Below are 15,665 nucleotides of genomic sequence, written 5' to 3' on the forward strand. Positions count from 1 at the left end.
CCCCATCTCCTTCTTTAGACGTTTGAACCATTCTGCATGAATCAACTTGTACATGTTTCCCTTTATCACACACACACATATCCTATTTTGACCAAGACTATATTGTAAATGAGGTGACAACATGCCCATTACGAATCGATTTTCTACCACCACTAACGGCGCACTCGCTATTACAGGAAATACACTAGGCTTAAGTAAAATTAGTAATCTAAACCGTGCTGGTACAATCGGGGCAATTGGTGCATTCGTAACTACGAATACTGCTTTACAAGTACCTACTTTTCCTGCTGGTACAACGTTAAACTATACACAAAATAGTTCTACCGCTCTTTTAAATATCCCTGCTGGTAGCACTATTCTTTACGCAGAACTTGTTTGGGGTGGAAACTATTTATCTCGTGATCAAAACATTACGAGTGTATTAGGAAACCCAGTTTCTTTTACAACACCTGTGTCAACATACTCGATTACCCCTTCAGCTGTTACAGCTTCAAATCAAACATTCGTTTCTGGATCTGTCACATTTGGATTTTATACACGATCAGCGGATGTAACATCACTCGTTCAAGCTGCTGGATCTGGATCTTATACAACAGGTTCTGTTCCTGGACTTGTAGATCCTTTAGACGCTTCTAATGGAGCCATTAATTCTGCAGGATGGACGCTTATTGTCGCTTATCAAAACGGCTCATTACCCGCAAGAAATTTAACAATTTACGTAGCTGGTAACCGTGTTTCTGTAGAAACCGGTAGTGCAGATGTATCTGTCTCAGGGTTTTTAACACCTGCCGGGGGACCTGTAAGCGGGAGATTATTTTTAAGTTCTACTGAAGGGGATGCTGATTTAACTGGGGATCAAGCTTTATTTGGACCAAATTTCAGTTCATTAAATGCATTATCTGGGCCAAATAATGCTGTTAATAATTTCTTCGGTTCTCAAATTAATAATGCTGCAGGGAGCTTAGATACAACTGGTACATTTGGAACGCGAAACCAGAGTGCCTCTACAAGTACAAATATCTCCGCTGGAAGACAAGGATGGGACATTACTTCCATTGATATTTCTCCTTATTTAACAAATTCCCAAGTATCTGCCGCAATTCGTTTAACTACTAACGGGGATGCATATATGTTAAATACAGTCGGTTTACAAATCAATATAAACTCACCTAATATACAAGCAACTAAAAGCGTGAATAAAAGTGTCGCTACAATTGGAGATATTCTAACCTATACAGTTACTGTTCCTAACACCGGGCTTCTTCCTGCAAATAACGTTACTTTTACAGATGTTCTCCCTAACGGTACTTCCTTTATACCTGGAAGCGTAACGATAGATAACGTACCACAAACAAACGCAAATCCGGTCGCCGGTATATCTCTGGGGACAATTAATAATGGCTCTTCTCGTACAGTAGCTTTCCAAGCGACTGTCGTTTCTCTTCCAAGTCAAAATCCTATCTCTAACACTGCTAATATTACATTTCAATATACACCGATTGCCGGAGGAACGACTTTTAACGGTCTTGCAACAAGTAACTCTGCAGGAACACAAATTAACCTCGCAGATATTAATGGCACAAAATCAGTTAACAAACTTTTTACCGATATTGGTGAAACGTTAACTTACAGTATTGCCTTAGCTAATATAGGAAATATCGCTGCAACTAATGTTATATATACAGATCCGATTCCTAGCGGGACTACTTTCATTCCAGGGAGTGTAACTGTTAACGGAGTTACTCAAGGGGGAGCAAATCCCGCTAATGGTATATCAATTGGATCTATTGCTGCAAATTCTACTACTACTATTTCCTTTCAAGTATTTGTTCCTTCTATCCCACAAACAAATCCAATATTAAATAGTGGTACAACAACATATCAATACATTCCTGTACCAAACCAGCCGGCAGTAAGCGGGACTGACACGACGAATATTGTCTCCACGCAAGTGAATAATGCTACTGTAACAATGACAAAAGCAGTAGATAAAAACTATGCAGATATTGGCGATACACTGACTTACACTGTTGCCTTTACAGGAACAGGTAATACGAATGCGAACAATGTTATTTTTACAGATGTCATTCCTACAGGAACAACTTTTGTCCTAAACAGTTTAACAATAGATGGTACGACACAAGTTGGAGCAAATCCGGCTAACGGTGTGAATATAGGATCCATCGCAACTGGCACAACCAAAAACGTTTCATTTCAAGTAGTAGTTAATACAATACCCGCGTCAAATGTCGTATCTAACGGATCAAGCGCTTCTTATCAGTACACCGTCAACCCTAGCCAATCGCCCGTTACGAAAAACATTTCTTCTAATCTCGTTTCTACTCAAATTAACAATGCGAATTTATCATTAACAAAATCTACAAATAAACAATTTGCCACAATTGGCGAAACGATAAGTTATACAATCCTTATTACAAACAGTGGAAATACGCCCGCTAATAACGTTCAACTAACAGATCCACTTCCAAACGGAACGATATTAACATTAGGTTCTGTAACGCTCAACGGCGTTTTGCAAAATGTAGATTCTCTCGTTGCTTTACCTATCGGCACAATTCCTGGCGGAGCTACTTTCACCTTATCCTTCCAAGTAACAGTCATCAATATTACTGCACAAAACCCTATCATTAATAACGCTTTCGCCTCTTATATTTACACTGTAAATCCAAGCCTGCCACCAACTTCAAAAACTGCAAATTCTAATTCTGTTACATCAACAATTAGACTAGCAAATCTTCATGCTAATAAATCTGTAAGTCAAACGTTTGCGGAAGTTGGAGATGTATTAACTTACACCTTTTCTCTTACAAACGATGGAAATGTTACAGCGAACAATGTATTACTATCCGATTCCATTGCGAATGGCACTTCCTTTGTACCGAACAGTGTTATAGTTAACGGTGTTACTCAGCTGGGCGCAACACCAGCTAGCATCAATATTGGTAGCATCAATGCTAATACTACAATTACAGCTTCATTCCAAATATTAATAACTAGTATTCCAAATCCTAATCCTATTTTGAATAGCGCTTCCATCTCCTATAACTTTATCGTTGATCCAAACGCTTCTCCTGTAAGTACAAACACAACTACAAACACTACATTTATCCAAGTTAATGATGCAAATGTAATTTCGGCAAAATCAGTGGATCGAGCGTTCGCTACTGTTGGAGATATATTAACTTATACCGTTATTTTAACGAATGCAGGAAGCGTTTCTGCTGATAATCCTACTTTCATAGATATAAATCCAGATGGTACTACCTTTATTCCAAATACTTTTCTTATTAATGGCGTTTTGCAAAACAATGCAGATCCAAATATCGGTGTCCTGTTACCTTCTATTCCTGCTAGCGGATTAATTACCGTTTCTTATCAAGTAACTGTCACTGCTTTACCAGCCCAAAATCCAACAACTAATTCATCGAGTACACAGTATAGTTTCGTTCTAAATCCAGGTGATCCACCAATTATAGAAACATCTTTAAGTAATACTGTAAGTACACAAATTAATTTAGCAAATGTAGTTATTGTCAAAGAGGTAGGTTTAACTATTGCCGATGTCGGGCAACCAATCACATATACAATTTCCTTAGCTAACCTTGGGAATACTACAGCAAACAATGTTGTTGTTACCGATATAATCCCTCCCGGCACCACTATCGTACCAAATAGTATTTTTATAGGTGGCGCTTTACAGCTAGGTGCAGACCCAAGTACCGGCCTTCAAGTCGGCTCCATTCCTGCAGGTGGTTTTACAACGATTGTTTTTCAAATAAGTGCAAATGGGCTACCTTCACCAAATCCAATTCAAAATAGCGCTTCACTTCAATATAACTTTATCGCTGATCCAAATTTACCTGTTGTTGTGAAAAACGCTACTAGTAATATAGTAACTACACAAATTAATACTGCTAATATTGTTGCTACAAAACTAACGAGCACAAATTTCGCTGATGTTGGTGATGTCATATTATATGCGACTATTTTAACAAATAACGGGAATATCCCTGCTTCTAATGTAACGTTTACAGATATCATTCCAGCGGGTACCCTGTTCATTCCTAATACTGTAACGATTAACAATGTCCCTATAGCAAATGCAAATCCTGCTAACGGTATTTTTATCGGTACGATAGGAGCGAATTCATCACGAACCGTTGCATTCCAGGTTCTTGTACCAACTATCCCTGCTGTAAATCCGATTACGAATCAATCAGGCACAACATTCCAATATACGTACGATCCATCCAAACCAGCTGTAATGCAGATGGTGGCTTCTAACACGGTACAGACAACTATTAATAACGCCTCAATTGCCGCTACAAAATCTGCAGATAAACAGTTCGCTAACGTAAATGATATTATTACGTACACGACTACTTTAACAAATAGCGGGAATACACTTGCATCAAATATAGTATTTACAGATGCCATTCCAAGTGGGACTTCATTTATTCCAAATAGTGTAACAGTAAATGGTACTACACTCCCTAATATAAATCCAGTAAATGGCGTAGCAATTGATCCAATAAACCCCAATACAAATACAACAATCTCATTTCAAGTAATAGTAAATTCCATCCCTAATCCAAATCCAATCCCGAACCAAAGTAATACAACGTACCAATATTTCGTAAATCCTAACTTACCTCCAGCATCCGCCAATGCGTTAAGTAACGTAATAACAACTCAAATTAATAACGCTACGATCGTCGCTACTAAATCAGTGAATACACCGACAGCTGCAATTGGAGATATCGTTACCTATACGATTGCAGTTACAAACACTGGAAATATCCCTGCTAGTGCAAATGTTTTAACGGATGGACTTGGCGCAGGAGCTTCATTTATCCAAAACTCCGTAACTATCAATAATGTTCCACAACCAGGATTAGATCCATCACTTGGTATTCACTTAGCAGATATTCCACCAGGTAATACTGTATTTATTTCTTTTCAAGCACAAATTTTAGCGATACCGCCTAGTGGCACATTAACAAATAACGCCCTTGTAAATTATGAATATACAGTGAATCCAAACCAATCACCTGCTGTTGGTAGTACAATTACAAACACAACGGTTACTCCAATTATTGATGCTACTCTATCTATAAATAAAACTGTCAATTCAACATTCGCTACTATTGGAGATACACTTACTTTCACTTCCACCATTACTAATTCCGGTAACACTACCGCAAACAATGTTATTTTTACAGATTTAATTCCAGATGGTACAACGTTTATTCCAAATAGTTTTACAGTAAATGGAACAACCATTCCTAATGCAAATCCACAAAATGGTATCAATATCGGTAACATAAATTCAAATGCATCAGTTATACTCAGCTTTCAAGTAAACATTGCAACGATTCCCAATCCTAATCCAATCCCTAATAAATCATCGGTTCAATATAGTTTTATTGTAGATATTAATGAACCACCTGTTTCACGAACAGTTAAATCCAATAAAACTTTTACACAAGTAAATACTGCTTCCGTTATCGCAACAAAAACTGCGAGTAGTGCATTTGCTGCTGTTGGAGATACAATTACGTATACAACAACCCTTACCAATAGTGGAAATACAACTGCAAACACACCTGTTTTTATAGATATATTACCACCTGAACTTTCATTCGTGCCTGATAGCGTACAAATTAATACCATCCCACAACTTGGATTTAGGCCAGATAACGGGGTTCCTTTAGACCCAATTCCAGTTGGAGGAACGACAACCATTAGTTTCCAAGCCATTGTCGGTTCAATACCAGCTTCAAACCCTACGATGAACCAATCTAGCACAACATACTCTATTATTATTGATCCTACCGAGCCGCCTGTTACAGAAACGGCTACTAGTAATCCGGTCTTAGTTCAAATAAATGAAGCAATCATTCAAGCAACGAAAAGTGTGAATCGTATCTTTTCTGACGTAGCACCTGGAAATTCATTTTTAACGTATACTGTTTTATTAGAAAATATAGGGAACACGACTGCTACTAATATCATTTTTACAGATCCGATTCCAAATAATACAGTATTTATAGAAGATAGCGTTCGAGTAGGTGGGGTTTTATTACCTGGAGTAAATCCAGCGAATGGGATACCAATTGGAGATATTATTACAGGAGATTTTATAAACGTCACCTTCCGCGTGCAAGTAGTTAGTATTCCAAATCCAATTTTCACAATTGGGCCTGGGGGACCAAACTCACCGGTTGTAAACGGTGCTTCTATTAATTATCAATTTATGACAGGACCTAATTTACCACTCGTTTCACGAAGTACAACATCCAATTCTGTTTCGACACAAATAAATTCCGGGGAAATTGTAGCGGTTAAATCCGCGGATAAAAATTTCGCAACGATCGGCGATACAATTTCTTATACAATTACATTAAATAACCCTGGAAATGTCACTTCACAAAATATAATTTTCACAGATATTTTACCTGACGGAACGACATTTATTTCCGGGACTCTTACAAGCGATTCTGGTACACAGCAAATTGGAAATCCAGCTAGCGGGATACAGATTGAAAATATAAATCCAGGTGGAACGGCCATTATTACTCTCAACGTACTTGTTACAAACATTCCAAGTATAAATCCAATTTCTAATTTTAGTTCTGTACAATTTGCACATGTGGTCGATCCTAGCCAACCTGCCGTATCACAAACGAATGTATCTAATGCGGTTTCGACAACTATTAATAGTGCAATTTTAACAACCCAAAAAAGTGCTGATAAATCTATAGTTTCAGTTGGAGATACGATTACGTATACCACTACTATTACAAATACAGGGAATACAGCAGCAACGAATATAACATTCACAAGCGCTATTCCAGCTAGCACTACATTCATACCAAATTCAGTTACAGTAAATGGAGTTCAGCAACCTGGTGCGCAACCAGCACTTGGAGTAAATTTACCAAATATCGCTCCTGGCGCGACAGTAACCGTTACTTTCCAAGTAAATGTTATTTCTATTCCCCCTTCAAGCTCGATTATGGATAATGACACAATTTTATATTCTTATACTGTTGATCCAAGCGGAGCTCCTGTTACAACTTCTATTTCAACGAATATCGTTACAAACCCTGTATTAGATGCTATGATTACGATGATTAAATCAGTCGATCAAACACTTGTAACGCTAGGTGATACCATTACCTATACGACAATTTTAACGAATAGTGGTAATACAAACGCAACTAATATTACTTTCACTGACCTTATACCAGATGGTACAACGTTTATTACTGATAGCGTTACAATAGATGGCATCACGCAAATTGGTCTTAATCCTAATACAGGTATAACGATTGGAGCAATAGCTCCTAACAACTCAATATCAATAGCATTTCAAGTTACCGCTACTTCTACTCCCGTTCAAAATCCTATTGCCAATTCGGCTAGTGCTTCTTACACATTTATCGCTGACCCTAATGCCCCTATTGTTTCAAGGAATGTTACTTCAAACACAGTGTTCACTACAATTAACACAGCTACCATTCTTTCATTAAAACAAGTCGATAAATCCTTTAGTCGTGTTGGAGACACACTCACCTATACTGTTACTTTAACAAACAATGGAAACTCATCCGCACAAAATGTTATTTTCTCAGATACAATGCCGAGCGGAACTACATTTATTGCAAACTCATTTTCTATTAACGGGGTTTCTCAAAGTGGTGCGGACCCATCGAACGGTGTAAATATTGGGCCTATAACAGCTGGGTCTACAGTAACTGTTTCATTCCAAGTAAACATGGCGTCATTACCAACCGAAAACCCAATTGTAAATTTCTCATCAACATCGTATCAATTAGTCTCACCGCCTGATGCAGAAACTTCAATTAGTAATCCTGTTTCAACACAAATTAGAGAAGCTATATTATCTATGACGAAAAATGAAAGTCTATCCTTTGCAGATGTCGGGCAAACTGCTTTTTACACTACTTCTATTGCCAATGTAGGCAATACGGATGCAACTAATATTGTATTCACAGATGTATTACCAAGTGGACTCACATTTGTTCCTAACACATTAACTGTCGATGGCATTTTACAACCTAATGCGGATCCAAATACAGGTGTATTACTTGCAGCACTTCCACCAAATGAAATATATAGTATCGTCTTTCAAGTTACAGTGAACAGCATTCCACCTATTAATCCAGCACCGAATACAGCATCAACGACATATGAGTTTACTGTTGATCCAAGTAATCCGCCGGTATCGAATACAGCTAGCTCCAACACTACACTTCTTCAAATAAACAACGCAAATATTATTAGCACAAAAACAGCAAATCTTACTTTTGCGGATGTTGGTAATACAATAACATTTACACTTAACCTTCCTAATACCGGGAATGTGGCTGCTACTGATGTTACCGTTATCGATATACTTGATAGCAATTTAAGTTTCGTTCCAAACAGTTTCACAGTTAATGGGCAAACCATTCCAAACGCTGATTTATCTACTGGTGTAAATATCGGTTCAATTAATGGTGGAAACACATCAATCGTCACATTCCAAGCCATCGTTTCAACCCTCCCAATCAACAATCCTATTTCTAATTCGGCTCTTACCACTTACCGTTATATTGTTGATCCAGATCAGCCGTTCATTTCAACCTCTAATCAATCTAATACAACGACAACACAAGTTAATAGCGCTATCCTTACTGCACAAAAAAATTCAAATGTGGAAACAGTAGATATTGGGCAAGATATTGTCTACTCAGTTACGATTACAAATAGCGGAAATGTTAGTGCGACGAATGTTATTTTTACCGACCTTATTCCAGCCGGAACTTCCTTTGAACCGAATAGTTTTACACTTAACGGAATTAGCATCCCAAATGCAGATATCATTACAGGCGTTCCAATTGGTGATATCGCGCCAAACGAATCTGTCATCGTAGCATTTCATATTAATGCCAATGAAATTCCACCTATAAATCCAATTACCAATCAAGCTAGCGTTAGCTTCCAGCATATCGTTAATCCGGCTAATCCACCTGTTTCAAAAAATATTACTTCTAATAGCGTTACAACAAAAATTGAAAGTGCTATTTTAAACACTATTAAAATAGGAGATAAAGCTTTTGCAACGATCGGTGATACGATTACGTATACAACCACTATTACGAATACAGGAAATATCTCTGCTAACAACGTTGTTTTCTCAGACCCTATACCGACATGGACACAATTTGTTGCAGGATCAGTCATTGTTGATGGCACTTCATTACCATCCGCTTCTATCATTGACGGTGTTGGCATAAATACGATAACTCCAAATCAAATCGTAACAATTATGTTCCAAGTCCAAATAATAAGCAATCCAACAACCTTCACACCTGAACTCCAAAACTTAGGATTTGTTAACTTCCAATATAACGTAGGCAATTCATTACAGGCTCAGCCTGGCAATGTGGAGACGAACGTCTTCGTTACTTCTATTAATTCAGCAATACTTTCAGCTGTAAAAACTGCTAATACAGCCTTTGCGAATATCGGAGACACAATCACTTATACAGTTTTGATTCAAAACAGCGGCAATACAACCGCTACGAATTTAAATTTCTCAGATCTTATTCCAGCTGGAACGACCTTTGTTGAAAATAGTTTCGCTGTAAATGGAAGTACCATTCCAGGTGCAAATCCAAATAACGGAGTTAATATCGGAACCGTTAGTACGAACAGTTCCTTAACCATTACTTTCCAAGTCATAGTTACATCTACTCCACCTTCAAACCCAATTACAAACGTTGCGTCTATTCAATACGCATTCATTGTTGATCCGGCCTCTCCTCCTGTTACAGGCACAATAACTTCTAATAGTGCTTCCACACAAATTAATAACGCGACTGTTACAACTGTTTTAGAAGCAAATCGTACAATCGTATCTATCGGAGATATAATTACGTATACAGCAACATTAACGAATACTGGAAACTTCCCTGCAAATTCTGTATTACTCATTAACGGAGTTCCTGAAGGGGCATTATTTGTTCCAAATAGTGTCACGCTTAACGGGATTTCACTTCCAGATGCAAGTCCAACTCTCGGTATTCCAGTTGGTATTATCGCACCAGGTGATTCTGCTACTATTACGTTCCAATTTCTTGCAAGTTCTATTCCACCGCAAGGGGCGATTATAAATCAAGCCATTACAAGTTACACGTATATTGTCGATCCAAGTCAACCTCCAGTTACAGCAACATCCTCATCTAATACGGTTAATACAGCTGTCGTTGATGCATCGTTATCCGTAATTAAAAATACAGATTCTCTCGTACAATCTACTAACGGTACAATCACTTACACGGTAGTCGTTCAAAATAACGGAAATACAACTGCAAATACAGTTACTTTAACAGATTTGGTCCCAGAAGGAACTGCATTTATTCCGAATAGCGTGACCATTAATGGCGTTTCAGTTCCAGGTGCCGATCCAAACGTAGGAATACCATTAAACTCCGTTGCGCCGTCAGAAATTGTCACCGTCACATTCCAAGTTATCGTTCAATCCATTCCAAGCGTGAATCCAATTTCTAATATAGCCCGTATTGACTATACTTTTATCGCCGATCCAACCTCTCCTATCATCTCTCGAACAATTACGTCTAATCCAGCTTTCACACAAATTTCGGATGCGAATGTTCTTTCTTTAAAAGCTGTCAATGCACAACAAGCAACAACAGGTGATATTTTGACTTATACGATAACGCTAGAAAATACCGGAAATATTCCAGCTACTAATCTCATATTTTCAGATACTATTCCAGAAGGGACTACATTCGTAGAAAATAGTTTTACACTTAATGGAACAGCTATACTTGGTGCAAATCCAAATGTAGGGGTTGCTTTGCCTAACCTAGTAGCAAACGCTACTCACCTTATTTCGTTCCAAATTCTTATTAACGATTCATTCTCGCAAGAATCGATTACAAATCAATCCAATACAACATATTCAATTCAACCAGATCCAAGCCAGCCGCCTATTACTGAAACATCTACAAGTAATATTGTCATTACAAATTTCGTGCAAGCACAATTGACAATTACAAAAACGTCCAATCCAATAACTGTAGATATTGGTGGAACTATACTTTATATTTCTGAAGTGAAAAATATCGGCAATGTTGACGCAATAAATATTATTTTTACAGATTCTATTCCAACTGGGACTACATTCGTTTCCGATAGTGTCACAATTAACGGTGTCCTGCAGCCAGGTGTAAATCCAGAAAACGGAATACCACTTGGAACAATTCCAGCAAACAGTTCCAAAACGATACTATTTCAAGTGCAAACAAACAATCCACCTACTGAAACCGAAATTGTAAATCAATCTTCTGCAAATTACCAATATATAAGTATTCCTACAGCTCCACCGGTGAATCGCTCTGCAAATTCTAACATTGTTACAACATCACTTCAAAATGCAAATATTATTTCTGTTAAAAGCGCGGATGTAACTTTCGTATCAATTGGGCAAATTATTACCTACACAAATACACTACAAAATATAGGAACCATTCCAGCTAACAATACCGTGTTTATTGATAACATTCCAGAAGGTACTATATTCATTGAAGATAGCTTATCAATAAATAATGTGATTCAGCCTGGCGCGAATCCTGAAAACGGAGTAACTCTCAGCACGATACAACCAAATGAAACAGTCACTATTTCATTCCAAGTACAACTTACAAATATACCGTCCGGCAATACAGTCATTAATATTTCAGACACTTCGTACGAATACCAAATTGACCCTAGCTCTCCGATTATTCAGCGTAGATCGTTATCAAATGCAGTAAACACGGAAGTGCGGACGGCAAATGTTAGTGCAATTAAATCCGCCAATAGATCCATTACACGCATCGGTCAAATCATCACATATACAGTCGCCGTTACAAACGCTGGTACAGTACCTATTACAAATACTCTCCTAATTGACGCAATTGCTGCTGGCACCACATTCGTTCCAAATAGCATCCTTGTAGATGGCATACCAAGACCTAACGAAAATCCAATTACCGGTATCAATCTTGGTATTATCCTTCCAAATAATACGATTATTGTTACGTTCCAAGTAAATGTAATCTCTATACCTGCACAAAATACTATTAATAATATCGCTGTTATACACTATGAATATCAACCGGAACCAAGCGCACCACCAATTTCAGAAACGACCTCTTCCAATACTACAAATATACAATTTATTGATGCTATTCTTATCGCTACAAAATCCGCTAATAAAGTATTAGCTAATATTGATGACACCATTGAATATACAGTATTCATTCAAAATAACGGATCTACTACAACTAACTCCATCTTTTTTACAGATACTATAGAAGATGGAACAGTATTTATTCCGGGAAGTGTAACAGTTAACAACACTGTACTTCCTGCAGCAGATCCGAATATCGGCTTTTTCATTCCTAATATTGCGTCAGGGCAAGCGACTACAATAACGTTCCAAGTTTCCGTTACGAATTTACCAGCTTTAAATCCAACGCCTAATACTGCAAACATCGTCTACGACTTTATTTTCAATCCTGACTTTGCACCAATTCAAAAATCTACTACTTCCAATACTACTTTCGTCCAAATTAATGATGCCAATATCGTTTCACTGAAAACTGTTAATTCGACTTCTGTAACGATTGGCGACATTTTAACTTATACAACAACTTTAACGAATATAGGAAATACAGATGCTACTGCTGTTGTATTTACAGACAACATACCTGATGGAACAACCTTTATAGACGGTAGCGTTTTAGTAAATAATATTCCTCAGCTTAACGCGAATCCAAGTACTGGTATACTTGTAGGAACGATTGCTCCTAACATTTCTATCCCAGTCACGTTTTCCGTTACTGTGTTAGCTCTTCCAGCTAGCGGTCGTATTCAAAATCAATCCACTTCTCGTTATACAATTAATGGTGAAGAACAAATATCGACTAGTAATATTACCTTCACTGAAGTTATTTCTGCTAATGTAATTGCAACAAAAACAACGCCTATCCAATATGCTGACCTACAAACTATCATCCCTTACACAATTTCCATCACAAACAATGGGAATATACAAGTAGAAAACATTATCGTTACTGATATCATCCCAGCAAATACGAGCTTTATAGAGAACAGTGTTATTGTGAATGGCACCGCTCGTCCAAATGACAATCCACTTAGCGGTATACAAATTGATAACATTCCGCCTAATACGACAGCAACTATTCTATTCCAAGTCCGGGTTATTTCCATTCCGCAAACAAATCCAATCTCTAACACGAGTACAATTGAATATGAATACACGGTACCAGATAGGCCACCTATTACCGAAACTATTATTTCATCAGCTGCCGTAACAGAAATTCATCACGCGAATTTAAATAGCAATAAAACTGTTGACCTTGCATTTGCAACGGTCGGTGATACGTTAACGTATACGATTACACTAAATCAAACTGGTAATGTTTCAGCAGATGATGTAGTCATTCAAGATATTATTCCTCAAGGTACTACGTTTATAGAAAATAGTGTCATTGTAAACGGAGAAACTGTTCCGGGAGTTAATCCAGTAAGCGGCATACCAATTGGTACTATAATTGTAGGTGGAGATGCCATCGCTTCATTCCAAGTAACTGTAACTTCTATTCCAACACCAAATGAACTCAACAACAAAGCAATTACTACTTTTAACTATATAGTCAATCCAAATAACTTACCTGTTACAAATACGACTACAACAAATACTGTCACAACAACTGTCCAAAATGATAATGTCGTTGCCATAAAATCTGTTAATGCCACGAATGCATTACCTAGTCAAACTTTAACGTATACAATTACAATTACTAATAGCGGTAATGTAACGATTGAAGACCTTCTTGCCATAGACACCGTACCAGTAGATACAATTTTCATTACTGGCAGTGTTACGATTAACGGGATCAATCAGCCTAATGCGAATCCTGAAAATGGTATTCCATTAGGAAACCTTGCTCCTAATGAATCTGTTGTCATTACGTTCCAAGTAACAATATCTTCTTCGACTCTTCAAACTGCTATCAATAACGACGCTTCTGTTTCCTATACTGTTACCATTGATCCGAATGAACCACCTATTACAATTACAAAGCAAACAAATACCGTTACAACAACGATCGTTGATCCAATGGTGCGCATTGAGAAAAACGCTGACAAATCTTCTGTCGTTATAGGAGATATTATTACATTCACATTAGAGGTATTTAATCATTCCCCAATTCCTACAGTAAGTACTTCCGTTTTAGATATGATTCCAGCTGGTACAACATTTATAGAAAACAGTGTAACAATTAACGGTACTCCGGTTCCAAATATTCGACCAGACACTGGTATTAACATTGGTTCCTTATCGGCAGATGGAGTAGCAACTATAACATTTAAAGTTCTCGTAACTTCTATCCCTTCAAACAGTACAATTATCAATTCCGCAACAGTTACAGCTGCTTTCCAATTGACACCACAGGATCCAATTATTATTTTCATTGTCAATTCGAATATTGTTCGTATACCAGTTCAATTTATAACGGCAGCAGTGATAAAAAATGCTTCCGTCAGCTCTGCTTATTTAAACCAATATTTTGATTATACAGTGCGTATTACGAATACTTCCGAGATTTCACTTTCAAATATTTCATTACAAGACACCATTCCAGCAGGTTTACAATTTATGAACGGTACGGTCTTCATTAATGGGGAACGCTCTCCACTAGCGAGTCCGAATATCGGTTTCCTAGTCGCTACTAATTTGGAACCGAACGAAACAATTATCGTGTTATTCACAGTACAAGTGATAAGTCCACCTATTAATAATGAATTTAAAAACAAGGCAAACGTTTCTTTACAACTTCAAGTCTCTCCTACCGATCCACCAATCACAGTAACCATTACAAGTAACGAAAACATCGTCACCTTCATTCCAGAAAATCCAGATGAAACACTTCCAAATTTAAATTGTTTCTTTGACGGTGAACGTTTCATACGCATTACTCCTCGAAATATACGAAATTACTTTTGGACTTGGATTTGGTGGCGTTAATCAAAAAAGAAAAAGCTTGTAGTTCGGATAATATCCAAACTACAAGCTTTTTTCATAAACAAAATTATCAATTGCTAGCAGCACTATATGCTACATGTCGTTTCTCAATCCGTTCTTCAATTTCTTTCATATTCTCTTTATTAGTTAGTAGGGATTGTTTATTTTCTATTAATAATTGTTTAAAGGATTTTCTCACTTTTTTTCGCATGTTTATTTTCCTCCTTGGGGGATGGTTTATATAAAAGATAACTTGAAACTTTAATCAATGAGAGGATTTACCCTCACTAATTATTAGCCTACATCAATCGGGCTTTTACAGGGAGTTACTCTTCCATCATCACTCTTTATTCAGCTATAATACTGAGATAGAAGTCCTATCTCCCGTTAATGTGGGATAAGGATTTATCTGTGTGTCCTTATAATAATTGATTGTTGTGAATTCCATTTGAACTTCAGATGAAAATTCCGTTTATTTTCTGACAACTTTGTGAACAAAAAAAGAAAGGTTAAT

The 15,665-nt window shown here is 37.3% G+C and carries 2 protein-coding genes; one reads left to right on the forward strand and one right to left on the reverse strand.

The annotated features are described in order from the left end of the window. Positions 1–121 precede the first annotated feature (121 nt). On the forward strand, positions 122–15,154 hold the full coding sequence (locus MKX66_RS11695) for a DUF11 domain-containing protein (RefSeq protein WP_341086232.1): 15,033 nt from the start codon (positions 122–124) through the stop codon (positions 15,152–15,154). 67 nt (positions 15,155–15,221) lie between these two features. Here the strand turns inward: MKX66_RS11695 and MKX66_RS11700 are convergent, their stop codons facing one another. Further along, the gene (locus MKX66_RS11700) at positions 15,222–15,362 is read right to left on the reverse strand and encodes an FbpB family small basic protein (protein ID WP_001228051.1); all 141 of its coding nucleotides are present in this window, start codon (positions 15,360–15,362) and stop codon (positions 15,222–15,224) included. Positions 15,363–15,665: the final 303 nt, after the last annotated feature.

Source organism: Bacillus sp. FSL R9-9530 (assembly GCF_038008145.1).
In the GTDB taxonomy this organism is placed as follows: domain Bacteria; phylum Bacillota; class Bacilli; order Bacillales; family Bacillaceae_G; genus Bacillus_A; species Bacillus_A mycoides.